This window comes from Nakamurella sp. PAMC28650 (assembly GCF_014303395.1).
GTDB lineage: Bacteria > Actinomycetota > Actinomycetes > Mycobacteriales > Nakamurellaceae > Nakamurella.
The window spans coordinates 281,474-308,156 of record NZ_CP060298.1 but is presented as its reverse complement, the minus strand read 5'-3'; the positions used below and the strand labels follow the sequence as shown (position 1 = coordinate 308,156).

Sequence of the window (26,683 nt, the reverse complement as noted above, 5' to 3'; positions counted from 1 at the left end):
CCGACTGCGGGACGCTCAGCGATCGACGTTTCGTCGGTGCGCGGTGATTCGGTAGAGGACCTCGACGGCGGCAGCGCCGGCGATGCCCACGACGAGCGATTCGACGAACAGGCCGAACGGCAGGTTGAAGTTGAAGAACCGGGCGGCGGACGGCACCACGAAGGACAGCGCGGCGAGGCCGACCGTCGATGCGATGACGGCGGTCTTCCAGGGGCGCAGGGGCCGGGCCAGCACGACCAGGATCCAGAAGAAGGTAGCCAACAATGCCACTGTCGCCCCGGTGCCGGGCTGCCAGCAGGTGACGTCGACGGGGGCAGATGTCCGGCCGCCGATGGAACATCGGACACCGCCGGTGATGCCGTACCGGTTGCGGGCCCACAGATACGACGTGATCACCACGATGCCGGCGATGCTTCCCGCGGGCAATGCGAATTGCAGTACCCGTTTCAAGAAGCCCGGTCGGTAGCGGCCGGCGTTGGGTCCGAGCGCGAGGAAGAACGCCGGAATACCGATGGTCACCGCAGATACCAACGTCAATTGACGCGGCAGGAACGGGAACGGCAAAGCGAAAGCCGCGGCGCTGAGAATGGCGACGAAGCTCATCATGTTCTTGGCCACGAACAGGTTGGCGACCCGCTCGACGTTGCCGATCACCCGCCGGCCCTGGGCCAGGACGGCAGGCAGGTGGGAGAACCGGCCGTCCAACAGCACCAATTGCGCGATGGCCCTGGTGGCTTGCGCGCCGTTCCCCATGGCGACCCCGATGTCTGCGTCCTTCAACGCCAGGATGTCGTTGACCCCGTCGCCGGTCATCGCCACCACATGGCCGTCGCGTTGCAGGGCCTGCACCAGCGCTCGCTTCTGCTCGGGGGACACCCGCCCGAACACGGTGGTCCTGGCCACCACGCTGCTGAGGTCCTCGGGGTCCAGACCGAGGGTGCGGGCGTCGACGACGCCGGCGGCGTCGAACTGCAGGCCGACCCGCCGGGCGATCGCCGCAACCGTGGTGGGGTTGTCCCCGGAGATGATCTTGATCGCCACCCCCTGGGCGGTGAAGTACTCCAGCGTTTCTGCCGCGTCGTCGCGGACCTGTTCGGAAAGGACGATCAGCGCCGCCGGCACCATCTGTTCGGGCAACTGCTCGTCGATCAGGGCGTGGTCCGTGCTGGACAGCAGCAGTACCCGCCGGCCGGTGCTCGCGAGCGACGCCACCTGCTCCTGGATGGGGTCACCTTCACGCAGCAGGATCTCGGGTGCGCCAAGGACCCAGGTGCCCCGCCCGGTGAACGTTGCGGCGCTGTACTTCCGGGCCGAACTGAAGACGATCTGGTGCTCACGGGCCCAGTCCGTCGGGGCCGGATTCGCCTCGGCGACCGCTTGCAGGGTGCCGTTCGCGTTGGGGTCGTCAGCCAACGCGCCCAGAACTTCTCGCAGCGAATCCGGGTCGCGGTGGTCGGCCGGTGTCAGCGGCAGCAATTCCTCGAACTTGATGTCGCCGACGGTCAGCGTCCCGGTCTTGTCAAGACAGACCACGTCGACCCTGGCCAGGCCCTCCACTGCGGGAAGTTCCTGCACGAGTACCTGTTGGCGGCCGAGTTGGACCGCGGCCAGCAGGAACGCCACCGAGGTCAGCAGCACCAGACCCTCCGGGACCAGCCCCACCAGGCCGCCGGTGGAACGGATCACCACTTCCCGCCAGCCCTGACCACCCAGGACGCGGTACTGCGACCAGATCTGCAGCGGCAGCGCGATGACGAGGAGCCAGGTGATGTAGGTGAGGAGCTTGTTGACCGATTCCTGGATCTCCGATCTGGTTCTGGTGAACTTCCGAGCCTGCGCGGAGATCTTGTTCGCATAGGAATCGGCGCCGACCGCTTCTGCAGTGAATCGTCCGGTGCCTGCGACCACGCTGGTCCCTGACTTCACCCCCGCACCAACGGCCATGAGCGCAGAATCGGACTCGCCGGTCAGGTTCGACTCGTCGATCTCCAGCCCGGAGGCCCAGAGAAGATGGCCGTCGGCGGGTACCTGGTCGCCGCTGCGCAGTTCCACCAGGTCACCCAGCACGACCCCGGTGGTGGGAATCTGCGCTGTGACGCCATCGCGTACCACCCGGCTGGTGGGCGCGTTGAGCAGCGCCAGTCGATCGAGTTTGCGCTTGGCCAGAATTTCCTGGGTGATGCCGATTCCGGAGTTGACGACCAGCACCACCCCGAACAGTCCGTCGGCGAACGAACCGGCGACCATCACCAACACGAACAGCGCACCGAGGATCGCGTTGAACCGCGTGAGCACATTCGCCTGGACGATCTGCCACGTCGACCGCGAAGAGGCCCGCTCGACGTGGTTGACCTGGCCGCGCGCGATCCGTTCGTCCACCTGCACGCCGGTCAGTCCGGTACCGGCGGGTGCCGGACCGCCCGCTGGACCGCCCGCCGGACCGCCCGCTGGGCCGCCCGCCGGACCGCCCGCTGGGCCGGTGGTGACCGGAGGGGAAATGGTCACGACGTCGGGGTTGGCGCGAGGAGCCGGCCAGCCCGGAGGTCTTCAGTGATCCGCACCGTCCGCGGCCCGCATCGATCGCTCGGTCGGCCCGTCACCGGGTCGGTTGGCTGCGGCATCGTTGGTCCCGTCGTCTTGCGGTTGCTTCCGGAAGGACTGGTGGGGAATTCGATGGGGACGCCGTCGACGAGCCCGGTCAGGATAGCGCCGAGCGGGACTCGCGGGTGGATTCCGGCCCCTGCCGCCCGGACAACCGTGCTCAGGTCCGACGGGCGATCGATCGTCATCCCAGCGAACAGGCGGTACCCAGCAGGGCTGCCAATCCGAGGAATGCCGGCAGAGCGGCCGAGGTCACCGCCATCGCGAGGCAGAACAGGGACCGGGCCGGGGCGGGGAGCAGGCCGCGACCGGATTCCAGGCGTCGAAGCCGGCGTGCGGTGGCCGTACCGGCCATTGCCAGCCCGTGACCGGGATCAGGGCTGGTGGTCATGGCGCGGAGCGCTTCGGCGACCGCCGCGGTACCGCATCGCCGCACAGCGGCGTTGTCAGCCGCCAGTTCCATCGACACACGCAGCGCGATCGGCGCGGTCCGGAACAGTGAAGCGATCGGCAATGCCACGGCCAACGCGTCCACCAGGTCCAGGATCAATTGATGGCGCTCGCGCAGGTGGGCACGTTCGTGCTCGAGGGTCGCGGCCACGGCCCGAGGTGACAACTGCTGCCGCAGACCTTTCGAGGCGACGACAGCCAGCAGGAATCGGTATCTCTCCCGCTGAGACCTGCGCACGCGGGTCTGCGCAACGGCCACGACCGCCAATCGCACCGCGAACGCAGCAATCGTCAGTGCTCCTGCCAGCGCGACGATCTGCTCCCATGGCGGAATGACGCCGTGAGCAAGCGCCGACCAGCAACTGTCGAGCCGCCCCAACATCTCGCCCAGATCGCCATGACCGGGCAAACCCAGAAGGGTGACACCCGCGACCGTTGTGACCACGACACCGAGCACGCCGGCCAACCAGGCCGCCATCGTGACGTGGGGATCGATGCGGACGCAGCGGGTCAGCGGTAGCAGCACTCGATGGCCCTGCGCACACACCAGGGCGGCGCCGAGCAGCAGAGCCAGTGCGCCGGTCACTTCTTGCGCTTTCGGCGGTCGAGAGCGGACCGCAAGACATCGGATTCACCGTCGGACATCGCAGTGGCGAAGTGGAGCAGGACGGCTTCCGAGTCACCTGCCTCGGCCAGCAGCTCCTGCATCGCGGCGGCCCAGGCTTGTCCGCGGCTCAGGGTCGGCCGGTACCGGTATGCGCGGCCCTGTTTGATCCGTTCGACGAAACCCTTGCGGTGCAGGTTGTCCAGGACGGTCATCACGGTGGTGTAGGCCAACTTGCGCCCGGTCATGCTCTCGAGCACACCGCGAACAGGCAGATCGACGTCGGCAGCCCAGAGCACATCCATGACTGCCGACTCCAGGTGCCCGAGTCCCTGCAACCTGCCCTCCTCAACTGGTCTTGCTGTCCCCGGCCGAGCGGGTGCGTTTCCTGGGGTCGGACGTCAGGTCGACGGGCGAGATTTGTCCAGCGATGGCGGCCCGACGTGAATGGTATCGACGTGGCGCCGATACTCCTCTTCGCTGATCTCGCCATGGGCGAATCGCTCGGCCAGGATTTGCTGGGGGGTAGGGCGACCGGAAATTCGCCTGGAGGAGGGAATGAGAGAGAAGACTGCGGCGATCACCAGCCCCCAGAATGCGACCATGCTGATGGCCATCAGGACATATCCCCAGCCATTGGTGCCGCTGCCGTACCAGAACATCATGAAGCTTCTCCTTCGTGGCGTGGCCGCCCAGCGGCGGTCGAGGTCGATCTTGGAAGGGTCACGGTCGTGGCGGGATGGCTTGGTGAGCCTTCATGACGCCTCCTTTTCCTGGGGTATGCCATGAACACTGCGCCGGATTCTCCTCTGTCGGTACGGTCGAACGACCTCGACCGGGGGACCAAAGGTCCTATGCCGGATAGTAGTCAAGATCTACCTTTGAGCGGCAGCCCGGGACCTGCTGGGTCCCTCGGCATGCTCGGCTCGGCACGCACTGATTGCCCGCCCGGGACGTGGTGCCTCCGGGCAACCTCTCACAGGGAGTGAGCATGTCAGAACAAGAATCGGACCCAGGGACACGAACGGTGGTGTTGGAGCTCGACGGTTTGCAATGGGCCTCCGAATCCAAAGCCGTGGAAGCCGCTCTCGGCCGCCGATCAGGGGTCATCGCGGTCAGTGCAAATCCGGTGGCGCAGAACGCGACGGTCACCTACGACCCGAGAAGGACCACGGTGCAGGACCTGACCCGTTGGATCAGGGACTGCGGATATCACTGCCGGGGCGAGTCGGTCCCGGATCACCTGTGCCCGTCCGTGGTGCCGGCCCGCCCGGGCTCGACACCGCCCTACGCCACGACTGGACATCAGCGCGACAGGGCGGCGATGGGCGGCGCGGATCGGATGGGGAGCTCCGGTGAGGTGATGGGCCACGGTGGTCATGGTGAGATGTCGATGGCCTCGATGATCCGCGACATGAGGAACCGTTTCCTGGTGGCTGTGATCCTGGGTGTGGTCATCACGTTGTGGTCGCGGATCGGGCGGGACGTCCTTCATTTCACGGTGCCGGCACCGTTCGGGCTTCGCGATGATGTGTTCCAGTTGATCTTGAGTGTGCCGGTGATCTTCTATTCGGCGTGGATTTTCTTCGCCGGTGCGGTGCGGGCGTTGAAGGCCCGGACGTTGGATGGATGCGGGCCGGAAGGTGGCCATGGTCGGGGACGGCGTCAACGATGCACCTGCCCTGGCCCAGGCGGATCTGGGTATCGCGATCGGCGCGGGCACCGACGTGGCGGTGGAAACGGCCGACGTGGTGCTGATGCGCTCCGATCCACTGGATGTGACGATTGCGCTACGGATCGGAAGAGGCACGGTCCGGAAGATGAAGCAGAACCTGGGGTGGGCGATCGGCTACAACACCATCGCACTGCCGATCGCCGCCGGCGTGTTCGAGCCGGCCTTCGGTCTGGTGCTGCGCCCGGAGATCGCGGCGATCACCATGGCCGGGTCCAGCTTCCTGGTCGCGGTCAACGCGCTGACCCTCAAACGCCTGAAACTCCCTCGACCGTCCCGCAGTTCGGCCGTACCGACGGTCGACCGGACGATGGCCCCGTCGAGCCCGTGACCCGCCGTCTCGATGTCCCGCGTCGCCGATCCCCCATTCGGAACGCCGACTGGCTACTGGTCGATGGGGGACAGACACACGGCGGGTAGGTCGAACCATCTGAGGTGTTCGAAATCTGCCGATGGCGTGAGCAGGTGTTGGTCGTCGAGAAGGTCGGCGGCTGCCGACGGTTCGGTGAAAAGGACGAGAGCCTGCTGTAGGTAGTGGTCGAGGTCTGATTCGGGGGCGCGATCTGGGTGGTGAGGGTATTGCATCGAACCGTCGGCGGCGTAGGTGACCTGCCGTAGCCGCAGGGGTGGTTCCATCGGTCCCAGGTGGTGCCGCCACCGGCCGGTGGCGGGGTCGAATCGGTAGTCGGGCAGGAGCTGAGTGCCGTGGCGGGCGACGAGCCGCACGGCCTCGACGAGGTACCCGAAGACCGCTTCGGAGATGAAGTAGTTGAAGTTGATCCGTACCCAACCGGGTTTGATACCTTCACAGCCGTGGGCGATCTCGCGTTCGAATTCATGCGATTGGTCCAGGTCGATACCCAGTAGCCGGTGTCCGTAGGGGCCGGCGCAGGAGCAGCCGCCGCGGGACTGGATGCCGAACAGGTCGTTGAGCAGGGCGACCACGAAGTTGTGGTGCAGGTATTGGCCGCTGGGTGCGCGGACGACGAACGAGACGATGGACAGCCGTTCGGCCTGCAGGTTGCCCAGGATGTCGATGTTGGGTTCGGATCGCCAGGCTGCGATCGCCCGGTGCAGGAAGCTTTGTTCGTGGTGGCGGATGACCTGGACCCCGACTGCTTGTTTGAGTTGGAATACCAGGCCGGCCCTGATCGATTCGACGATGGCCGGGGTGCCGCCCTCTTCCCGTTGTGCGGGGTCGTCCAGGTATCGGTGTTCGGTGGGGTTGACGTAGGCGACGGTGCCCCCGCCGGGGACGTCCGGGACCCGGTTGCGCAGGAGTTCCCGTCTGGCCACGAGCACTCCCGGTGTGCTGGGGCCGCCGATGAATTTATGCGGGCTAAGGAAGACGGCGTCCCTGTAGCACAATGGGTCTGCCGTATCGGGGCCGTACATCTGGATGTCGATGTAGGGTCCGGCGGCGGCGAAGTCCCAGAAGGACAGCGCCCCGTGGGCGTGCAGGAGCGTGGAGATCGCGCGGGTGTCGCTGATGATGCCGGTGACGTTGCTGGCAGCGGAGAACGATCCGATCTTGAGTGGTCGGTCCTGGTAGCGCAGTAGGTCCCTGTGCAGCTGGGCGGTGTCGATGTGGCCGTCCGCGTCCTGAGGGATGACGACGACGTCGGCGATGGATTCGCGCCAGGGAAGTTCGTTGGAGTGGTGCTCGAACGGTCCGATGAAAACCACTGGCCGCTGCGGTACCGGGATGGCGTCCCGAAGGTGGTACCGATCGTCCAGTTCGGCCGGGATCCGAAGGCCCAGCACACCGATGAGCTTGTCGATGGCTCCGGTGCATCCTGAACCGGCGAAGATGACCACGGTGTCGGTGTCGCCGCCGACCGCTTCGCTGATGATGGAGCGGGCGTCTTCGCGGAGTCTGGTGGTCTGCAGGCCGGTTCCGCTGGACTCGGTGTGGGTGTTGGCGTAGCGGGGTACAACCTCGTCACGGATGAAGTCCTCCAGAAACGTCAACGCGCGCCCGGATGCGGTGTAGTCGGCGTAGGTGACGCGCCGTGGCCCGTAGGGTCCGGGCATCACCTGGTCGTCGCCGATGATCGATTCTCGGATTCTGGCCAGCAACGGGGTATCACAGGGCACGATGTAGTCCACCGGTTCAGCCTAGGCCCGAATGGTTTCGATGCCGGTCGAGTTGAAGTGTGCGCATTGGTCGGCGGTGCCACTGACGGTCGTCGCCGGGTCCTACCATCGGCCCCTCGTGGTGGGGACTTTCGGCACTGACCGGGTGACCGCGGGTCTTCTAGCCTGGTGGTGCCGGGCCCGGACCGGGCTGTAGAAGAGGTGGGTCGTGAAGCGAATCGTAGTTCTCGGTGGTGGTACCGCCGGCACGATGATCGTCAACAAACTGCGCCGCCGACTGAAGTCCGACCAGTGGCAGATCGCAGTGGTGGACCAGGACGACGTCCACCGTTATCAGCCGGGATATCTGTTCCTGCCGTTCGGTACCTACACCGCAGATCAGGTCACCCGCTCCCGGCATGTGTTCGTGCCCGATGGGGTGGATTTCGTCATCGGCGAGGTCGACCGCGTCCACGCCGAGACCAATTGCGTGGACCTGGTCGGCGGTCGCACACTCCCGTATGACTTCCTGGTCATCGCATCAGGGACCGCTCCCCGGCCGGAGCAGACTCCGGGCATGCTCGGCGCCCAGTGGAGGCGGACCATTTTCGACTTCTACAGCTTCGACGGCGCGCAGGCGTTGGCCCGGCGGCTCGCCCACTTCGACGGTGGCCGGTTCGTGGTGCACATCACCGATATGCCGATCAAGTGTGCGGTGGCACCGCTGGAGTTCACCTTCCTCGCCGACGCGTACTTCCGGGACCGCGGGATACGCGATCGGGTCGACATGATCTACGTGACCCCGTTGTCGGGGGCGTTCACCAAACCGATCTCCTCGGCCCGTCTGGGTGCCATGCTGGAGGATCGCAACATCGCCGTCGAGACGGATTTCCTGGTCGAACGCATCGACCCGGAGACCAGGACGCTGGTCTCCTACGACGAACGCGCTATTGCGTTCGACCTGCTGGTCACCGTGCCCTTGAACATGGGGGCCGAGTTCGTCGCCCGCTCCGGCCTCGGTGATGAACTGAACTATGTCCCGGTGGACAAACACACACTTCTATCCACCCGGTATTCGAATATTTTCGCTGTCGGCGACGCCTCCAACATTCCCGCGTCCAAAGCGGGATCCGTCGCCCACTTCGCGGTGGATGTTTTCGTGGACAACTTCGCCCAACACATCCAGGGTCTTCCGATGACCGGTTCGTTCGACGGCCACGCGAACTGCTTCATCGAGTCAGGTGACGGAAAGGGGCTGCTGATCGACTTCAACTACGAAACGGAGCCCCTGCCCGGTAAATTTCCACTGCCGGTCCTGGGTCCGTTCACTCTCCTCAAGGAGACCCACGCCAACCACCTGGGCAAGCTGGCCTTCCGTTGGATGTACTGGAACGTCCTGCTGCCGGGGCGACCGATACCGCTGCGGTCCCAGATGTCCATGGTCGGCAAGAAGACCGAGAACTAGGAGAACCCCATGCCCGTCACCACGCTCGAAGGTCACCAGATCCATGTCAACGAGGAAGGTTTTCTCACCGACCCGGCGGAATGGAGCCCGGACCTTGCCGGTGCCCTGGCCGGTCAGATCGGTATCGCCCTCACCGACGCCCACTGGCGGGTGCTGAACTTTCTTCGTCAGGACTACGCCGTACAGGGTGAATCAGCCACGATCCGGCGGGTGTCGACCGCCGGTGGTATCCCGGTCAAGGAACTGTTCACCCTGTTCCCGGCCAAGCCCGCCAAGAAGATGGCCTACATCGCAGGGTTGCCCAAGCCCCAGGGCTGCGTCTAACCATTCATTCCCCCAGGAGATCATCATGACCACTATCGAATCAGCACCCGCTGTCATCCCGCAGTTCGACAACGGCGAGCCCGGACGCAAACTCGCCATCATCTGCTCGAAGGGTAGCCTGGACATGGCCTATCCAGGATTGGTGATGGCGAACGCAGCGTTGGGGGAGGGTATCGAAACGCACCTGTTCTTCACTTTCTGGGGGTTCGAGATGATCAACAAACGCACCATGAACGATCTGAAGTTCACCCCGCTGGGCAACCCCGCCACCCACCTACCTCAGGGCCTGGGCGGACTACCGTGGATGACGTCGATGGCGACCGCCAAACTCAAGAAGTCGATCGCCGACGTCGGCGTACCGGAGATTCCCGAATTCCTCGAACTGATCGTCGCGTCCGGGGGCCATCTGTGGGCGTGCCGGATGTCGGCCGACATGAACCACCTCACCAAGGCCGACCTCTACGACGACGTCGAGGACATCATCAGCGCCGCCGACTTCATCGAAAAAACCGCAGGTGCCCAACTTCTGTTCATCTAGCGGCCGCCAGTTCGGCCAGGTGCCCGCTCGAAGCGAATGTGGTTCTGCTGACGTGCGGCCATGGTCGGCGACGCGCGGTCCGGAGTTGCCTCACGGTTGATGATCGGCGGCGAACACCAGCACGGGATGGTCCCGATACAGCTGCGGGAACAGCCGTTGGAGTTCGTGCACCTTCGGGATGTCGTGGATCGCGACGTAGGAATACGTTGGATTCAGGTTGACGAAGTCCTGCTGATACCTCTCGGCCGCGTAGAAGTCGGTGTTCATCTCGATACTGGTCACGATCGGGTGGGCGTAGACGCCCTTCCTGGTGAGTTGCGCCATGTACGCAGACGCCATTCGCTGTTGATCATTGGTCTGCGTGAAGATCTCGGACCGGTACTGGGTGCCCGTGTCCGGTCCCTGTCGGTTCAGCTCGGTCGGGTCGTGGACGACGGAGAAGAAGATCTGCAGGATCTGCCCGTACGTCACCCTGGTCGGATCGAAAGTGACCCGCACCGACTCGGCGTGCCCGGTCCTACCGCTGCTGACCGTCTCGTAGTCTGCGGTGTCCCGAGTCCCTCCGGTGTAACCCGACTCCGCCATCGTCACACCTTTGACGTGCTGGTAGACGCCTTGTACGCCCTAGAGCGTGTCTGGTAATTCAGCGGAGGTGCAGCACGCTGGCGGCCAGATGGACACCGCCAAGGAATGTCAGGGCGTGTTTGTCATAGCGGGTGGCGATGCCGCGCCACTGTTTCAGACGGGCGTATCCGCGTTCGACGGCGTTGCGGCGTTTGTACTCCTCGGCTTCAAATCCTGGTGGGCGGCCACCGCGTGAACCCTTCGCCTGACGATGGGCCTGCTGGTCACTGCGCTGCGGAATGGTGTTGCCGATACGTCTGCGCCGCAACTCCTTCCGAGTGGAGGGATGCGAATACGCGCGATCGGCCAGTACCCGGAACCGGCGGGCCCGAACGCCCCGCTGCTGCCGGCGGTGCAGATCCAACAACGGCACCAACTGGGGATTGTCGCCGGCCTGGCCGGGCGTCAGGATCACCGTCACAGGGCAGGCCCGCTGATCGGTCAAGGAATGGATCTTCGTCGACAGACCGCCCCGGGATCGGCCCAACGCGTGGTCAGCGGGTTCGACCGGAAAATTCTTGTCATTCGATGGTGCCCCCTGTGTCCTGCTCGACCGTCGAAACGACCTCCGAGGTGACGCTCTTGCGAGCCCCGGCCGCGTGCTGGTGCGCGCGCACCACCGTGGAATCCACCGACAGCAACTCGATGACGGCGTCACCCTCAACGTCCTGGACAAACCCAGCCCGTTTCGCGGCCACCAAGATCCGGTCATAGGTACCGTCGGTTGACCAGCGGAAATGCCGTGCCCACACCGTCTGCCAACGACCCAGCTCGGTCGGCAGATCCCGCCACGGCGAGCCCGTCCGGTAGCGCCAGCAGATCGCCTCGAGCATCTCGCGGTGATCGTTCCACGGACGGCCACGCCGACCACCGTAGGCCGGCATCAACGGCTCGACCACCGCCCAGAACTCGTCCGAGATCACTCCTGTACGCGCCATAGGAAGATCATCAACGTCGAGGCGCCGATTGATTAGCAGACACGCTCTAGAAGCACCCACCGGCCAGCACGATGGTCTCGGAGGTGGGGACCCGGGTCGGCGCCGACGACGCGACGCTGCCGTTGGCCGGGGCCACCTCGACCTCCGGGGCCGGAACGGCGGTAGCGGACGTGGTGACGGGGGACATCGACGCCGAGCGCGCACCGAGGGCGACCACGGCGAAAGTGGCCAATCCGAAGAGGGAGGCCGAGATCCCCGACGTGCGGCGGTTCGGAAACCTCATGCCCGACGCCTGATGTCGTGACGTTTCATGACGCCAGTGTCCTCCGGCTCCTGAACGTCCGCTGCTCCCGATCGGGTCCCGTCACACCACCGTCAGGATCGGCCGTTGCCGACCTGTCGGGTCGGCATCCGTCTCACCGGCTGAGGGTGGCCGGTCTGTCCAGCTCGTCGTCCGCGAGAATCGTTTCACCGGAATCACTGTCGCCCAAGCGGACGTGTTCGGCGTGATAGACCGCCTCGTCCAACAGGCTGGCGACATGGCTGTCGTACAACGAGTAGGTGATGCTGCGACCGTGGCGCTGGGTGCTGACCAGGCCCATCGTGCGGAGCACGCGCAACTGGTGCGAGACCGCCGACTGCTCCATCCGGACTGCTTCGGTGAGCTCGCCCACGGTGGCCGGTGCCTGCCGGAGCTGGGAGAGAATCATCAGTCGGCTGGGCGCCGTGAGAGCCTGCAGGGTGGCCGCGACCGCGGTAGCACTGGCGATGGTCAGCCGCGCCGGTGGCGTCTCGCGCCCGTTCGTCCCGTGTCCCACGCGGTCATCGTAGTACGTCCGAACGACGAACGATGCTGACAGATGAACACGTGTTCATTCTTGTGTACGCTTTCGGGGAGCGGTGGCCATCTGGCGCTGCATTCGTTCGCGGAGGGCCTTCCCATGTCATCGACGTTGTCGAGTCCGACAACCAGAACGGCTGCGCCGGCTCGTCACCACCGGCTGGGCGGCATGCTGACACTGCCCGAGGTGCGGTGGGCGGCCCTGGCCACCGCACTGTTCGCCGTGGGCGGGGTATCCCAGCTGCTGGGAGCGCCCAGTGCCGTGTACTGGGCGCTGTACCTGGCGTGCTACGCCGCGTGAGGATGGGAGCCCGCGCTGGCCGGGCTGCAGGCGCTGCGGGAGAAGACGCTGGACGTCGACCTGCTGATGATCGTCGCTGCGATCGTGGCCGCTGCGATCGGGCAGGTGCTCGACGGCGCCCTGCTGATCGTCATCTTCTCCACGTCCGGCGCACTGGAGGCCTTCGCCACGAAGCGGACGCAGGACTCGGTGAAGGCCCTGCTGGACCTGGCTCCGGAGCAGGCCACCCGCCTGGGGGACGCCGGAGCCGAGGAACTGGTGGACACCGCACATCTCGAGGTCGGAGATCTGATCCTGGTACGGCCCGGCGAACGGATAGGGGCCGATGGGCACGTCGTCGACGGAGCCTCGGACGTCGACCAGGCCACCATCACCGGAGAGCCACTCCCGGCGGTCAAACAGGCCGGCGACGAGGTGTTATCGGGCACCCTGAACGGGACCGGGGCACTGCAGGTCCGTGTCGCCCGCCGGGCCGAAGAGTCCGTGGTGGCGCGGATCGTCGCCATGGTCGACGAGGCGTCGGCGACCAAGGCCAGGACGCAGCTGTTCATCGAGAAGGTCGAGCAGCGGTACTCGATCCTGATGGTGGGCGCGACGCTGGCGTTGTTCTTCATCCCGCTGGCCCTTGGCGGGGCGTTGCAGCCCACTCTGTTGCGGGCCATCACCTTCATGATCGTCGCCTCGCCGTGCGCGGTCGTCCTGGCGACCATGCCCCCACTGCTGTCGGCGATCGCCAACGCCGGACGGCACGGGGTGCTGGTCAAATCTGCAGTGGTGATGGAACAACTCGGCCTCACCGACCTCGTCGCCTTCGACAAGACCGGCACCCTGACCGAGGGCACCCCCAGGGTGACCGAGGTGCATGTCCTGCCGGAGGCTCTGATGGACGAGGATCAACTGCTGCGCCTGGCGGCGGGAGCCGAACGGTCCAGCGAACATCCCCTGGCCGCGGCGACCGTCGGTGCTGCCCACGATCGGGGCCTGACAGTGCCGGCGGCGCATGACTTCTCGTCGGCGCCGGGGCGGGGTGTCAACGCCGTCGTCGAGGGCGTCTGCGTGCACGTCAGCTCGCCGGCAGTGCTGGCCGAACTGTCGCTCGGCGGTGGGCGGATCGCCGCGCAGGCGGCGTCCGTGGTGGCCGCCGCACAGGCGCGGACCCGCACCGCCGTCGTCGTGGTGGTGGACGGGCAACCGGTCGGTGTGCTGGCCCTGGCCGACCGGATCCGTTCCGACGCCACCGACACCGTCGGGCAGTTGCAGCAGTTGACCGGCAGGGCGCCGGTGTTGCTGACGGGTGACAACGCCGCTGCCGCTATCAGACTGGGCGCCGAGGTGGGGATCTCCGACGTACGGGCCGAACTGCTCCCGGCCGACAAGGTGACCGAGGTCCAGCGAATCCAGCAGGGCGGCACCCGGGTCCTGCTGGTGGGCGACGGTGTCAACGACGCACCCGCGATGGCCGCCGCGCACCTCGGGGTGGCGATGGGACGCCACGGCTCGGACCTCGCGCTGGAGACTGCGGACGCGGTGATCGTCCGGGACGAACTCGGTACCTTGCCGAAGGTCGTCGATCTGGCCCGCCGAGCCCGAGAAGTGGTGGTGGCCAACCTGATCATCGCCGGCGTCGTGATCACCGGACTGGTCATCTGGGATCTGGTCGGTACCCTGCCCCTACCCCTGGGGGTGGCCGGACACGAGGGTTCGACGGTGGTCGTCGGACTCAACGGTCTGCGCTTGCTCCGCAAGGCCGCGTGGCGTCGTGCTGGTTCTCATCAGCGGCCGGTGAGGTAGTACCCGGCGACATCGACGACGAGGTCGGTGGTTCCGGCACTGCTGTTGGTCAATTGGAGGCGGCCCCGGGGGTCGAGCGGCACGACCACCAGGTTCGCCACCGTCAGGCCGGCGGGGAAGTTGATGTTCGACGTCGACGGTTGGCTGTTGCCGGATGGGCCCACGGTGAGGTACCCACTGCGGGTCGGTGTGACGACGGTGACGCTGACGATCACCGCCGAGACGCCGGAGCCCGGGATTTTTGCGGTTCCGCTGACCTGGACCGAGAGAGAACCATTGGCGACGAGGGCCTTTGTCGGGGCGCCAAGTCCGAGGCGGGTGTCCAGGATCCGGGTGGGTGGCACGGTCTGCATGGTGCCGGCAGCCGTGCACTGGCCGGCCACGTAGTAGCCGGCGAGGTCGGCGATCATCTGGACCGTGCCGATGGAGCCGTTGTAGAGCAGGATGCTTCCGTCGGCGCCGACCGGGACGACGGCGAGGTCGGCGACGGTCTGTCCGGAGCTGAAGTTGAGGTTGGACACCACCGGGCGGGAACCGCCGGCCGGGTAGGCGGTGAGGAAGCCGGATCGGTTCGATCCGGTGACGGTCAGGTTCACCGTCACCGCGGAGACGCCTGTCCTGGGGATGCCGTGGGTGCCGGCCATCTGCACCCGGACCTGTTGCCCGGGTCCGACTGTTGCTGCGGGGGCGCCGATTCCGGTGCGCGTGTCCAGTACCCGCACCGGGCCGAGCGCCCCGTAGGCGCCTGGCACCGTGATCCGGCCGGCCACGTAGTAGCCGGCGAGGTCGGCGAGCATCTGGACGGTGCCGGTGGAGCCGTTGTAGAGGGTGATGCTTCCGTCGGCGCCGACCGGGACCACGGCGAGGTCTGCGACGGTCTGTCCCGAGCTGAAATTGAGGTTGGACACCACCGGGCGGGAGCCGCCGTCAGGGTAGGCGGTGAGGTATCCGGATCGGGTCGGCCCGGTGACGGTCAGGTTCACCGTCACCGCGGAGACGCCTGTCCTGGGGATGCCCTGGGTGCCGGCGATCTGCACCCGGACCTGTTGCCCGGGTCCGACTGCTGCTGCGGGGGCGCCGATTCCGGTGCGCGTGTCCAGCAGTCGTATCGGGAGCGCGGCGGTGAAGGTGGCCGGGATGGTGGGGGCGATGGGCGTGACGACACTCCCTGCGGCAAAGTCGACGAGAGCCTGGTGGCTGCCGTTGAACAGTTCCTGATCGCCGGGAAAGGTGCCGGAGTCTGCCCATTGCCAGAACGTCTGGATCGCCCAGCCGGGCGGCAGGGGGAATGGCGAGCCGGAGTAATTGGCGATGGACAAGCTCGCCTGCCCGAATGACGCCAGGTTGCCGGTGCAGGTGTTCCACCAGTCGGTGGTGGTGTAGATGTCGGGCCATCGTGTGGTCAGGAGGTGATATTCGTTGTTGAACGAGGTGATCCAGCCGACCATCTGAGCCTGGGTCAGCCCGTAGCACGACGGTCCGTAGGGGTTGTATTCGATGTCGAGCATTCCTGGCAGGGTCCGTCGATCTGGCGACCATCCGCCGCCGTTCGCGACGAAGAAGTCGGCCTGCGCGGCCCCGGTGGAATTGTTGGGAATGGCGAAGTGGTACCCGCCCCGGATCAGTCCGGCGGCGTACGAACCGTCGTACTGCGCTGCGTAGCTCCCACTCGTGTAGTAGTTGCCCTCGGTGGCCTTGGCGTAGGCGAAGGTGGCTCCGGCCCCGGTCACGGCGGTCCAGTTCACCGAACTCTGATAACTCGAGACGTCCAGGCCGGCCTGCGCGGAAGCCGAGCTCGCCTGCTGCTCGAACGAACGGTGACCTCTGGGCGGTGTGGCCCTGGACCGGCCGGACGTCGTCGACCCCATCCTGTCGGCCTCCGGATGGTCCAGGTTCTCCGGGATCCCGGCATGTGGCCGGCGGCTCTGCACCTTCAAGCGGGTCAAGGCCTTTCGCACCTGCTGGTCGACCGGGTCCGGGGAAGCCGGCACGGGTGCCGCGGTCGGGGATGCCGATGACGGGACAGCGGCTCGCGCTGGACCGGCCCCCGTCATCATCACCACGCTGCTCGTCGTCGCCACCACCGCACAGACCCCTACCAACGCGATGATTCGGCGCATGCCTTTTCCCCCCTTGGCCGCCGAACGACGACTCACCCATTCATCGTGACATGACAGAACGTAGTTTATCAACCACTGATGGTGATCTTTGGCGGTATCCCACGTCGTCGGAGAATCGGCACCGCAGCTCAGCCGTCCTGACGGCCCAAGCCGGCGGTGATCCACGGCTGAAGGGTGGTGGCGATCTGCTCCGGCGAGACCGATTGGAGTGCATCGAGTTTGAGGAAGTGACGGGCGATCGTCAGCCCCAGGATGCTGCTGACGGTCAGCGCCGCCCGTAGCTCCGCCTCGTCCCCACTGGTCGTCCGGGCCAGGTTGACGACCCGCTCGTCGAGGAAGTCCTTCATCGCAGCGGTGGCCTCGGGAGCGGTGAGCATCGAGCGCACGAGAGCCCGGGTCGCGGGCGGGAGCATGCCGAGTCGGACGTCGAGTACGTCGAAGAGGTGCTCGGCGACCTCGTCGTCGGTGCTCTCCCGGTCGAGACGTGTTGCGATGGCGAACAGATCGTTCTTGGAGCCGTAGTGCTGGATGACGAGCGATGGGTCGACTTCGGCCCGCTGCGCGATCGCGCGCACCGTCGAGGCCTCGAGGCCGTGTTCGCCGAACTCGATCTGAGCGGCCTCGAGAATCCGCTGGGCGGTCGCGGCGCGGCGGGCGGCACGTGTCGTCGGATGACTCATGGATCTGACTCTACAGCCGTTGAGCGAAGTGCTACCATCGCTCAACAGACCATGAGCGAAAGGGGTCCCATGACAGTCGTCGCCGTCGAGGAGCACTGGAACACAACAGGAATCGACCGGGCGCTGCGATCACAGCGGACCGGTGCGGACGACCCGCACGCACCGCAGATGATGGAGCAGAGATGATCTCGGAGAACAAGAACGTCCTTCTGATCGGCGCGTCCCGCGGCCTTGGCCACGCCATCGCGCAGGAGTACCTCGACCGGGGGTCGGCGGTGGTGGCGACCGTACGTGGCCAGGGCCGCACCGCGCTGCACGACCTGCAGGGCACCGCCGGCGGTCGACTGGAGATCGAGCACGTCGACATCAACGAACCCGAACAGATCCGGACCCTGGGCGACCGGCTGGCCGCCCGGACATTCGATCTCCTGTTCGTCAACGCGGGGGTCACCAATGGTCCGCAGGAGACCACCGCGAACGTCACGAACGAGGAATTCGGCCGCCTGCTCATCACCAACGCCCTGAGCCCGATGCGGGTCGTCGAAACGCTCCGCGACCGTGTTGCCGCGAACGGCACGATCGCGATCATGTCCTCCGGCCAGGGCAGCATCGCCAACAACCAGAGCGGCGGTTTCGAGATCTATCGAGCCAGCAAATCCGCGCTCAACCAACTGATGCGCAGCTACGTCGCCCGCCACCACGACGACCGAACCCTGCTGCTGATGGCGCCCGGCTGGGTCAGGACCGAGCTGGGCGGACCGGGAGCCCGGCTGACCATCGGAGAGAGCATCCCCGGTCTGGTCACGACGGTCGATGCCCAGCGCGGGCGAACCGGGCTCCAGTTCCTCGACTACCTCGGCCGGACCGTCGCCTGGTGAATCCCTCAGGCGACCATTCCGTGTGGGTCGATGACGTACTTCTTCGCTGCGCCCTTGTCGAAATCGGCGTAGCCCTGCGGCGCCTCGTCGAGTGAGATCACGGTGGCGTTGACCGCCTTGGCGATCTGGACCCTGTCGTTCAGGATGGCCTTCATCAGCCCGAGGTTGTAGCGCATCACCGGGCACTGGCCGGTCGTGAACGAGAGGGACTTGGCCCAGCCCGTGCCGAGGCTCAACGACAGGGCACCGACCTTGGCGGCCTCGTCGATGCCGCCCGGATCACCGGTGACGTAGAGCCCCGGGATGCCGATGGCCCCGCCGGCAGCGGTAACATCCATCAGTGAGTTCAGCACGGTCGCCGGTGCTTCACGGCCGGCATCGCCGCCGTGACCGCGAGCCTCGAAGCCTACCGCGTCAACGGCCGCATCCACCTCCGGCACACCCAGAATCTGTTCGATCTGGTCCTGGGGCGCACCTTTGGACACGTCGACGGTCTCGCAACCGAAACTGCGGGCCTGGGCAAGGCGGTCCTGGTTGAGGTCCGCGACGATCACGACGGCGGCTCCCAGCAACTGCGCGCCGACGGCCGCGGCCAGGCCGACCGGGCCCGCGCCGGCGATGTAGACGGTGGAACCGGGCTTGACGCCGGCGGTCACTGCGCCGTGGAAGCCGGTCGGGAAGATGTCCGACAGCATCGTCAGGTCCAGGATCTTCGCCATCGCCTGGTCGCGGTCGGGGAAACGCAGCAGATTCCAGTCGGCGTACGGAACGGTCACGTACTCGGCCTGACCACCGACCCAGCCGCCCATGTCGACGTAGCCGTAGGCCGCGCCCGGGCGGGCCGGATTGACATTCAGACAGATGCCGGTCTTGCCCTCCTTGCAGTTGCGGCAGCGTCCGCAGGCGATGTTGAAGGGCACCGAGCACAGATCGCCCACCTTGATGAATTCGACATCGGACCCGGCCTCGACCACTTCGCCCAGGATCTCGTGTCCGAGCACCAGGTTCGCCGGCGCAGTGGTGCGCCCACGGACCATGTGCTGGTCGCTGCCGCAGATGTTGGTGGTGACGACCTTGAGAATGACACCGTGGTACAGTTTGCGCCCGACATTCGCCGGGTTGACGCCGGGCCCGTCCATCAGTTCGAGTTTTGGATAGTCGATCGACTGCACGGCGACCTTGCCTGCCTCGATGTACGCAACCGCTCTGTTGCCTGCCATTTCCTGACCTCCGGGGTATACCGCGATGGATGGGACGAACCGCAGTGAATTCCGAGCGGTTCACCATCAGGTTGTCCTGGTTCCGGGTCCACCAAACCCCTGTGAGCGATCAGATTGTCGAATACGGCCGTTCCGGTCCGACGGCGCGTTTCACGGAAGCTTCACGTCTGCGGTGGTCGCAGCTTCACCGCGGCTGCTGATCCTTGGAGGAGAGACATCAGCGGGGTGTCGAAATTCAGGGAGCTGAGAGTGATGAGAATCAATCGCAAGAGCGTGACCATCGGCCTGTTGGGGCTCGGGCTGATCGGGGCCGTCGCCGCCGGGGGGGTCGCGACCGCAGCAACCACCACTCCGGATCGAACGGCCACTGTGGCCGGCGGCTCCTGCTTCGGCGACGGACAGCTCGGCGATCAGGCCATGGGGGGCGGGATGACCGCTCCGTTCACCGCCGCGGCACAGTATCTGGGCTTGAGCCCGGCGGATCTGCAGACCCGGCTGCAGTCGGGGAGCTCGCTCGCGGCGGTCGCCGCGGCGCAGGGCAGGTCGGTCACCGGCCTGGAGAATGCGATGGTGGCGGCGGCGAAAGCCGAGTTGGACACCGACACCAGGCTGACCGCCCCGCAGAGAACGGCCCGGCTAGCGCTGATGAGGTCCGAGATCACGATCATGATCACCACCGCTCGTGTGGGCGACGACACCGGCGCGATGGGCGGCGGGATGGCCGGTGCCGGGATGGACAGCGCCCGGATGGGCGGGGGTGGCGACGGGACCGGAATGGGCGGCGGCATGGGAATGTAGGGACGGGTTCCATCGAGGGCTCTGGAAGGGTGACCGTGATGCCGAGGGTGCTCGTCGTCGATGACGAACCACAGATCCGGACCGTGTTGCGTGGGTACCTGGAGGCCGACGGCTACGAGGTGGCGGAGGTCGCTGACGGGGCGGCGGCCCTCGCCGCCCTCCGCGCCGACCCGGCCGACCTGGTCCTGCTGGATGTGATGATGCCGGGAATCGACGGCCTCGAAGTCCTGCGGCAGTTGCGCACCTTCAGCGACGCGTACGTCATCCTGGTGACCGCACGCGCCGAGGAGGTCGACAAGCTGATCGGGCTCGCGGTCGGCGCCGACGACTACATCACCAAACCGTTCAGCCCGCGCGAGGTGGCGGCGCGGGTGCGGGCGGTCCTGCGGCGGGATCGGGCCGTGCGCGCCGGTGATGACGCCCCCCTGGTTTTCGAGGGGTTGAGCATCGACCGCCTCGGACGGGAGATCGGGGTGAATGGATCGACGGTGATGCTCTCGAGCCTGGAGTTCGATCTGCTCGCCGCCCTGGCCGCCGCGCCGGGGCGGGTGTTCTCCCGGGTGCAGCTCCTCGAGCAGGTCTGGGGCTACGAGTTCTACGGCGACGAGCGGGTGGTCGATGTCCATGTCCGCAGCCTGCGAGCCCGTCTGGGGGACGACGCCGCCGATCCTCACCTGATCGCCACCGTGCGCGGTGTCGGCTACAAGTTCATCGGCCGGCCCGCATGAAGTGGCCGTTGTCGGTGCGGTTGTTCCTCTCGTACGCCGGTGTGGTCGTGGTCGGCGCAGGGGTTGCCTATCTGACGATCCGGCTGCTCGCTCCGCACCTGTTCGATCAGCAGCTCTCGATGATGAACGGCGTGGGTGTGGGGGGGATGTCGATGGTCGGCGCCACCACGGGCGGCGTGCACTCGGCCTTCGATGCGGCGCTGACCACCGCGCTACTGGTGGGGACGTCGGCCAGCATCCTGGTGGCCGGTCTGGTCGCCGCGATGGTCACCCGCCGACTGCTCCACCCGCTCGATGCGGTGCGTGCGGCGACCCGAGGGATCGCGGAGGGTAGCTACGGCGTGCGGGTTCCGCTCCCTTCGGAGCCGGAACTGGCCGCGCTGGCCACGGACGTCAACACGCTGGCGATGGCTCTGGCCGACACCGAATCGCGCCGCGTGCGGCTGCTCGGTGAGGTCGCGCACGAGATGCGGACACCACTGACCGTCCTGGACGGCTACGTCGAGGGGTTGATCGACGGTGTGTTCCCCCCGGAGCCGGAGACGTTCGCCTCGCTCGGGGAGGAACTGCGACGGCTGCACCGCCTCGCCTCGGACCTCTCGAGCCTGTCCCGGGCCGAGGAGCAGCTGATGGATCTGCATCCGGTCGATGGCGACCTCGCGGACCTGACCCGCCGCACCGCCTTGCGACTGGCCCCGCAGTTCCAGGACATGGAGGTGAAGCTGGAGGTGAAGGCCGACGAACGAGTACCGGTCTGCGTCGATCCCGACCGCATCACCCAGATCCTGACCAATCTGCTCGGCAATGCGCTGCTGGCCACTCCGGCCGGTGGCACGGTCAGCATCTCGGCCGCCACGGTCGCCGGCTGCGGCCAGGTGCTGGTGACCGATACGGGTCTCGGCCTGGCGGAGGCCGATCTGGATCGAATCTTCGAACGGTTCTACCGTGTCCCGGGATCCTCCCGCCGGTCCGCCGGATCAGGAATCGGCCTCACCATCGCCCGCGCCATCGCCCGCCGGCACGCCGGTGACGTGACCGTAGCTTCGGCGGGACCGGGTCACGGGGCTACCTTCTCGCTGGTGTTGCCGTTGCGGCCGAACGACTTCCGCGACCGGCCGGCTCGGCCCTGACCGATACCGAGGAAGTCCGTCAGGTGTGGGTATCGACGAGGGTGGCGAAGACGATGATGTTGTCCAGGTAGTTGTGGTCCTGCGCGTCGAATGCTCCGCCGCAGGTGATCAGCCGCAGGGACGGGTAGCTGGTCGGGGTGTAGACCAGGCCGGTCGGGAAGGCGGTCTTGGGATATTCGGCGACCCGGTCGGTCCGGAACACCGCCTTGGATCCGTCGGCGCGGGTGACGACGATTTCGTCCCCGGGGCGCAGGTCCCCGAGGTGGTAGAACACGCCGGGTCCGTAGGCGGCGGAGTCGATGTGGCCCAGGACGACGGCCGAGCCGACGGCGCCGGGGGTTGCGGAGAATCTGTACCAGCCTGCCTGGGAGTTCGCGGCCAACGGCGGGACCTCGATGGTGCCGTCGGAATTCAAGCCAAGACGGGGCATGTCGGAGGAGACCCCGATCGCGGGCACGTCCAGGTGCACCGGATCGGAGGTGGCCATCACGGCGCTGCCGTCGCCGGGCGGCAGGGAGGTCCGGGCCGCCGGGGTGGTGGTCGCGGTGGACGTCGGCGCTGCCGGCGGGCGGGGCTTGGACGTCAGGGCACGTGTAGTTCGTCCGGTGGTGTGGGGAGTCCGGCGGCCGGTGGTGCCGACCGATCGGCTGCTCGTCGGGGTCGGAGTGTCAGTGGGGTCGGCGCCGGTGGTGCCCAGGACGCTCGTTGCGGTGTGGGTCGGCCCGATCGGTGCGGTGGCGGCCTGCGGGCTGGGTCGGTCCGGTTGGTGATGGACGGTCACGCCGATGACCAGACTGATTGTCGCCGCCGCCAGCGGCGCGACCGCCAGAGCTTCCCACCGGCGGAAGGTCCAGCCGGCGAGGGAAGTGGTGCGCCTCCGTGAGGACACGTCGATCATTCCTTCCTCGAGCGAACAACGGCATGGCCCCGGGTGGTGACGGCATCCTGGCCGTCATCACCCGGGGCCCCTCAGCCGGTGGGTCAGGCTGCGATCTTGCCGTTCCGGCGACGACGGACACCCGCGGTGCCGGCGGCACCGGCACCGAGCAGCAAGGCGATTCCGACGACGACCAGGGCCGGGTACTGCAGGCCGGCGGTGCTGCCACCGCCGGTTTGCGGCGGTCCGACCGGGATCGGGTTGAAGGCTGCGGTCGACTTGCCGGTACCCGGGACGCTCTGGAAGAACAGGTAGATGTTGGTCGGAACCTCCAGGACACCGTTCTTCGGGTCGGCCTCGAGCTTCTTGACCTCGGCGTAGCTCCTGGCCTGTTCGATCAGTGCGAACGACTGCGGATTGGTGACCCCGACGACGGTCACCGGCCACCACTCCGGTGCGTCACCGTTGCGGGTGGTGATGATGTGGTCGTGACCGGGCAGGGTGAAGTTCGCCAACGCCGCGGCGGAGACACCCAGCGTCGTCGCCAGCCGGGACAGATCCGCGGTCATCGGATGATCGATGCAGTTCAACCCGGTGGCGCACTGCAGGTCCGGGACGGCCTGCTTGAACAGCGGGGTCGGGATGTACAGCGGGTCGGTGTACTTGGTCGACGTGATGTCCGGTGGCACCTTCGCCGCGGCGGCACCGGCTTCACAGGCGTTGGCTCCGGCCTTCTGCACCGAGGAATCACAGAAGTACGGCGCCGAGTAGAGCAGGTTCACATCTGAACCCTGGGCCGTGTTGGCGTCGCCGAGCCAGGCACGGGTCTGACCGACAAAGCCGCAAGAGGCAGCCGCCGTGGTGCAGTCGTTCTTCAGGTTGTCGATGGCCGCACCATTGGTGGAAGCCGGTGGCACCGCCGTGGAGTTCGTGCCGGCCTCCGCGGTGGAGACGTGTCCAGGCAGGGTCTGGAACCACAGGAAGACGTTCGTCGGCACTTCCAGCACCGTCTTCGGACTGGCCTTCTCCGCTGCCTTCAGGGCTGCGTAGCTCTTCCCTGTGGTGATCGCGGTCCACGACGCCTGATCGGCGACACCGACCACGACGACCGGCCACCACTCGGGTGCGTCACCGTTCCGGGTCGCCACGATGTGATCGTGCCCGGGCAACATCGCGTTCTTCAAAGCGGACGCCGGTGCACCCAACACACTGGACAGGGCGGAGAGATCGACCGTGGCCGGGTGGTCGATGCACATCGGGCTGGCCTGGCACTGCACATAGCTGGGTGTCGGGTTCTTGAACAGGGCCACCGGGATGTACAGCGGATCGATCGCGCCGGCAGCGGTCCCCGGAGGCAACTGCTTGTAACTTGCGCCCGCCTCGCAACCGGTGGCCGCACCCGACTTCACAGTCTTGTCGCAGTAGAAGTCCTGGGTGTAGAGAAACTTCACGTCTTCTCCGTTGAACCACCCGTTGGTCGTCCCGACGTGATTACAGGACGCTGCGTTGTCCTCGCAGGCGTACTTCAGGGGATTGGCGGTGACACCCGTGTTCAACGGATCCGCAGCCGGACCGGCAGCCACCGCGATCGGTGAACTCAATATCAACATCGAACCCGCCAAGGCTGCGGCGGCAACGACCGCCAGCATTCTGCGGGGTGATCGGACACGGCCCATGCGGCTCTCCTCAGAGTCAGAACCAGAAGACAGGTCCGTCCTGCTCCTGGACACACGACACCACAAAAAACGGCTCTTGTGACGTTCTCGTGGGTGGTTTGACCCCTGGTTGTGGGCGACACACCGGGCTGCGTATAGGTTCTGGCTTATCTAGGGTCAGTCACTATCCAGGAGCACGGTGTGCGCGGTGTAACGATATGGCGAAAGCTGCTCGGTGTCGAGCAACTGCAGGTGTGCGATGTGGCGTGGGAGGAGGCCGACGACCGGCAGGTGCTGGTCGTTTCGGTGCGTCCGAGCAAGGGCGCCCGGAGTAGGTGCAGTCGATGCCGGCGTAGACGGCCGGGCTATGACCAGGGCGGCGGAACCCGGCGGTGGCGGTCGCTGGACTGGGGGTCGACGATGGTATTCCTGCAGGCTGCGGCTCCGCGGGTGAACTGCCGGACGCACGGGGTGGTCGTCGCGGCGGTGCCGTGGGCCCGACCCGGCGCGCGGGCAACCCGAGCGTTTGAAGACCAGTGCGCGTGGTTGGCGGCGCACACCGCTTCGTCGGTGGTGGCGCAGTTGATGCGGACGTCGTGGCGGCACGTGAGCGCAATCATCGAGCACGTCGTCGCCGACGGTTTGGCCGGCCGGGACGTGCTCGCGGGGCTGCAGCGGATCGGCATCGATGAAATCTCCCACCGCAAAGGCCAGCGGTATCTGACGTGCGTGGTCGATCAAGACTCCGGCAGGTTGGTGTGGGCCGCACCGGGCCGCAACAGCGACACCCTGGGTCGGTTCTTCGACGAGCTCGGCCCAGAACGGGCGGCGGCGTTGACGCACGTCTCGGCCGACGGGGCGCAGTGGATCCACGACACCGTGACGGCCCGCGCGCCGCAGGCGGTGCTGGGATTGGATCCGTTTCATATCGTGGGGTGGGCCACCCGGGAGTTGGACAAGGTCCGTCGTCAGACGTGGAACACGCTGCGGGGTAGGAGTAGCTCTGCGCAGGCGTCGTCGGTGAAGGGCAGCCGCTGGGCATTGCTGAAAAACCCGGCGGACCTGTCCCCGGAGCAACGCGGGTCCCTCGCTTCGATCGCCCAGACCAACCGGCATCTGTATCGGGCGTATCTGCTGAAGGAGCAACTGCGCGCGGTGTTCCAGGTCAAGGGCCAGGCCGGCCGTGAACTGCTGGCCGGCTGGATCGCCTGGGCCCGCCGCTCCCAACTGCCCGGGTTCATCGCCCTGGCCGCAACGTTGAAGCGGTTCCAGCAGCTGATTTGGAACACCCTGATCCACCACATGAGCAACGCCCAATCCGAGGCCACCAACACCCACCTACGGGCCTTGACCCGCAGGTCGTACGGCTTTCACAGCCCAGAAGCGTTGATAGCCATGGCAATGCTCACCCGCGGCGGGTTATGCCCGCCGCTTCCCGGACGCTAAACCACCCACGAAAACGTCAGGAGACCCCAAAAAACACCACTGTCCACCAAACAACGAATGCTGCCCGGGAACAGTGCAAACAATAGCAACCGAATACACGACCAGGTCGTCGGGGCCGGCGCGACACTCGCACTACTGGCTCGGGATTGGCAGGAGTCCATGCGTGTGCCGTTCATTCCGACCCGTATCACCCGAATGGACCAGGATCCGCATCGGAACAGCAAGGAGTCCTTGCCGACGCCGGCCGGGGCCGTAAGGCCTCGGAGCGGAACGCAGTGCCAGATCCCCTGCGGAAGAACCTGTTACCGCTGGGCTCCATTGGGCCCCGTGTGCGCCGATTCCATTCCACTCGTGACCACCATGGTTCGTCCAGGAGGAATGTCCCCTGTTTGAACCGTATATTACCCATGATGACAGATTGCAGGAGTGAGCTTCCGATATTCGATTTGAACCGAACTTTACGCCATTCGGATTTTTCGATCGAGCGGCCATCGACTCAGGTCGGTCGGCGCCGCTGCCACGAACCGTTCGTCCGTATTGCCCGATTTCGGAAGGATGCCTGGTTGGCCATCTGCTCGCACGCAAGTGGACCGCCGTCCAATCGGTGGCGCCTGCGCAGTTCTCCACCCGAGGAATGGCCTCCGCGCGACGGGGCGCGGCCCGAAAATTCGATTTCCGAGTAATTTCGCCGACCGGACTCTATTGACACGGCGGCAGGATCGGGGGAGGTTGTGCTAGCTCTCGGATGCTCCGAGGGGGGACGGCATTGTCGGGATCCACCGGCTGTTGCTGGACCGACGTTTCAGGTCCGCTACGGCAGGTCACCGGTCATCCAGGGTGGGTAATACCGAGGAAAGGCGATTCAT

At 66.4% G+C, this 26,683-nt stretch carries 22 protein-coding genes and 2 pseudogenes; 10 read left to right on the top strand and 14 right to left on the bottom strand.

What is annotated here, in order from left to right; all coding sequences use genetic code 11:
• Positions 1 to 15: 15 nt before the first annotated feature.
• The 4 genes from H7F38_RS01415 to H7F38_RS01400 all read right to left on the bottom strand — a co-directional run bounded on the left by H7F38_RS01415 (position 16) and on the right by H7F38_RS01400 (position 4,320).
• The gene (locus H7F38_RS01415) at positions 16 to 2,505 is read right to left on the bottom strand and encodes an HAD-IC family P-type ATPase (protein WP_255498202.1); all 2,490 of its coding nucleotides are present in this window, start codon (positions 2,503 to 2,505) and stop codon (positions 16 to 18) included.
• Between the two features lie 280 nt (positions 2,506 to 2,785).
• Entirely contained in the window at positions 2,786 to 3,637 is an 852-nt protein-coding gene (locus H7F38_RS01410) for a M56 family metallopeptidase (RefSeq protein WP_187092540.1), read from the bottom strand.
• Positions 3,634 to 3,993: a BlaI/MecI/CopY family transcriptional regulator gene (locus H7F38_RS01405; RefSeq protein ID WP_187092539.1), complete on the bottom strand. Its 360-nt coding sequence runs from the start codon at positions 3,991 to 3,993 to the stop codon at positions 3,634 to 3,636. Before H7F38_RS01405 ends, H7F38_RS01410 begins: the two co-directional genes overlap by 4 nt.
• A gap of 63 nt (positions 3,994 to 4,056) precedes the next feature.
• Positions 4,057 to 4,320 (bottom strand): SHOCT domain-containing protein, encoded by a 264-nt coding sequence (locus H7F38_RS01400; RefSeq protein ID WP_187092538.1) that lies wholly within the window; start codon positions 4,318 to 4,320, stop codon positions 4,057 to 4,059.
• A 383-nt stretch (positions 4,321 to 4,703) separates the two neighbouring features.
• Between H7F38_RS01400 and H7F38_RS26360 the strand changes: the two are divergent.
• A pseudogene (locus H7F38_RS26360) lies at positions 4,704 to 5,718 on the top strand (HAD-IC family P-type ATPase).
• 53 nt (positions 5,719 to 5,771) lie between these two features.
• Here H7F38_RS26360 and H7F38_RS01390 read toward each other — a convergent pair.
• Positions 5,772 to 7,421: an aminotransferase class V-fold PLP-dependent enzyme gene (locus H7F38_RS01390; RefSeq protein ID WP_187094407.1), complete on the bottom strand. Its 1,650-nt coding sequence runs from the start codon at positions 7,419 to 7,421 to the stop codon at positions 5,772 to 5,774.
• Positions 7,422 to 7,692: 271 nt separating this feature from the next.
• Between H7F38_RS01390 and H7F38_RS01385 the strand changes: the two genes are divergently transcribed.
• Genes H7F38_RS01385 through H7F38_RS01375 form a run of 3 tightly spaced genes read left to right on the top strand, consistent with a single transcriptional unit; the run spans position 7,693 to position 9,790 of the window.
• Complete coding sequence (locus tag H7F38_RS01385) at positions 7,693 to 8,928, top strand: NAD(P)/FAD-dependent oxidoreductase (protein WP_187092537.1); 1,236 nt, start codon at positions 7,693 to 7,695, stop codon at positions 8,926 to 8,928.
• Between the two features lie 9 nt (positions 8,929 to 8,937).
• Positions 8,938 to 9,252, top strand: a complete 315-nt coding sequence (locus H7F38_RS01380; RefSeq protein WP_187092536.1) for a TusE/DsrC/DsvC family sulfur relay protein — start codon at positions 8,938 to 8,940, stop codon at positions 9,250 to 9,252.
• Between the two features lie 25 nt (positions 9,253 to 9,277).
• Entirely contained in the window at positions 9,278 to 9,790 is a 513-nt protein-coding gene (locus H7F38_RS01375; protein WP_187092535.1) for a DsrE/DsrF/DrsH-like family protein, read from the top strand.
• A gap of 90 nt (positions 9,791 to 9,880) precedes the next feature.
• Here H7F38_RS01375 and msrA read toward each other — a convergent pair whose 3' ends face one another.
• From msrA to H7F38_RS01355, 4 genes are all read right to left on the bottom strand, one after another.
• On the bottom strand, positions 9,881 to 10,375 hold the full coding sequence (gene msrA, locus H7F38_RS01370) for a peptide-methionine (S)-S-oxide reductase MsrA (RefSeq protein WP_187092534.1): 495 nt from the start codon (positions 10,373 to 10,375) through the stop codon (positions 9,881 to 9,883).
• A gap of 58 nt (positions 10,376 to 10,433) precedes the next feature.
• A protein-coding gene (locus tag H7F38_RS01365; RefSeq protein ID WP_370531281.1) for an IS5 family transposase occupies positions 10,434 to 11,352 on the bottom strand; the annotation gives its coding sequence in 2 pieces (ribosomal slippage) (positions 10,434 to 11,000 and positions 11,002 to 11,352; 918 coding nt in all).
• A gap of 46 nt (positions 11,353 to 11,398) precedes the next feature.
• A complete protein-coding gene (locus H7F38_RS01360; protein ID WP_187092533.1) occupies positions 11,399 to 11,635 on the bottom strand; it encodes a hypothetical protein in 237 nt (78 codons plus the stop codon).
• 133 nt (positions 11,636 to 11,768) lie between these two features.
• Complete coding sequence (locus H7F38_RS01355) at positions 11,769 to 12,170, bottom strand: metalloregulator ArsR/SmtB family transcription factor (RefSeq protein ID WP_187092532.1); 402 nt, start codon at positions 12,168 to 12,170, stop codon at positions 11,769 to 11,771.
• Positions 12,171 to 12,293: 123 nt separating this feature from the next.
• Here H7F38_RS01355 and H7F38_RS01350 point away from each other — a divergent pair.
• Positions 12,294 to 14,285: pseudogene (locus tag H7F38_RS01350) on the top strand (heavy metal translocating P-type ATPase).
• Here H7F38_RS01350 and H7F38_RS01345 read toward each other — a convergent pair.
• Together H7F38_RS01345 and H7F38_RS01340 are read right to left on the bottom strand one after the other, a co-directional pair.
• A complete protein-coding gene (locus H7F38_RS01345; RefSeq protein ID WP_222618368.1) occupies positions 14,267 to 16,441 on the bottom strand; it encodes a lysozyme in 2,175 nt (724 codons plus the stop codon). The pseudogene H7F38_RS01350 and the gene H7F38_RS01345 sit on opposite strands and share 19 nt — an antisense overlap.
• A gap of 92 nt (positions 16,442 to 16,533) precedes the next feature.
• Positions 16,534 to 17,085, bottom strand: a complete 552-nt coding sequence (locus H7F38_RS01340; RefSeq protein ID WP_187092531.1) for a TetR/AcrR family transcriptional regulator — start codon at positions 17,083 to 17,085, stop codon at positions 16,534 to 16,536.
• A 182-nt stretch (positions 17,086 to 17,267) separates the two neighbouring features.
• Between H7F38_RS01340 and H7F38_RS01335 the strand changes: the two genes are divergently transcribed.
• Positions 17,268 to 17,963, top strand: a complete 696-nt coding sequence (locus H7F38_RS01335; RefSeq protein WP_187092530.1) for an SDR family NAD(P)-dependent oxidoreductase — start codon at positions 17,268 to 17,270, stop codon at positions 17,961 to 17,963.
• A gap of 5 nt (positions 17,964 to 17,968) precedes the next feature.
• On the opposite strand, the gene fdhA is transcribed toward H7F38_RS01335, so the two are convergent.
• Positions 17,969 to 19,183: a formaldehyde dehydrogenase, glutathione-independent gene (fdhA, locus tag H7F38_RS01330; RefSeq protein WP_187092529.1), complete on the bottom strand. Its 1,215-nt coding sequence runs from the start codon at positions 19,181 to 19,183 to the stop codon at positions 17,969 to 17,971.
• Positions 19,184 to 19,432: 249 nt separating this feature from the next.
• Here fdhA and H7F38_RS01325 point away from each other — a divergent pair, with 249 nt between their 5' ends.
• From H7F38_RS01325 to H7F38_RS01315, 3 genes are read left to right on the top strand one after another with little or no spacing between them, the layout of a single operon-like run.
• Positions 19,433 to 19,981: a hypothetical protein gene (locus H7F38_RS01325; protein WP_187092528.1), complete on the top strand. Its 549-nt coding sequence runs from the start codon at positions 19,433 to 19,435 to the stop codon at positions 19,979 to 19,981.
• A 38-nt stretch (positions 19,982 to 20,019) separates the two neighbouring features.
• The gene (locus H7F38_RS01320) at positions 20,020 to 20,709 is read left to right on the top strand and encodes a response regulator (RefSeq protein ID WP_187092527.1); all 690 of its coding nucleotides are present in this window, start codon (positions 20,020 to 20,022) and stop codon (positions 20,707 to 20,709) included.
• Complete coding sequence (locus H7F38_RS01315) at positions 20,706 to 21,839, top strand: cell wall metabolism sensor histidine kinase WalK (RefSeq protein ID WP_187092526.1); 1,134 nt, start codon at positions 20,706 to 20,708, stop codon at positions 21,837 to 21,839. Before H7F38_RS01320 ends, H7F38_RS01315 begins: the two co-directional genes overlap by 4 nt.
• Before the next feature lie 19 nt (positions 21,840 to 21,858).
• On the opposite strand, the gene H7F38_RS01310 is transcribed toward H7F38_RS01315, so the two are convergent.
• Positions 21,859 to 22,728: a class F sortase gene (locus H7F38_RS01310; protein ID WP_187092525.1), complete on the bottom strand. Its 870-nt coding sequence runs from the start codon at positions 22,726 to 22,728 to the stop codon at positions 21,859 to 21,861.
• A 92-nt stretch (positions 22,729 to 22,820) separates the two neighbouring features.
• Positions 22,821 to 24,392 carry a hypothetical protein gene (locus H7F38_RS01305; RefSeq protein ID WP_187092524.1) on the bottom strand — a complete coding sequence of 524 codons (1,572 nt, stop codon included), beginning with the start codon at positions 24,390 to 24,392 and terminating at the stop codon, positions 22,821 to 22,823.
• A 180-nt stretch (positions 24,393 to 24,572) separates the two neighbouring features.
• Between H7F38_RS01305 and H7F38_RS01300 the strand changes: the two genes are divergently transcribed.
• Positions 24,573 to 25,817 carry an ISL3 family transposase gene (locus tag H7F38_RS01300; protein ID WP_187092523.1) on the top strand — a complete coding sequence of 415 codons (1,245 nt, stop codon included), beginning with the start codon at positions 24,573 to 24,575 and terminating at the stop codon, positions 25,815 to 25,817.
• The last annotated feature ends 866 nt before the right edge of the window (positions 25,818 to 26,683 follow it).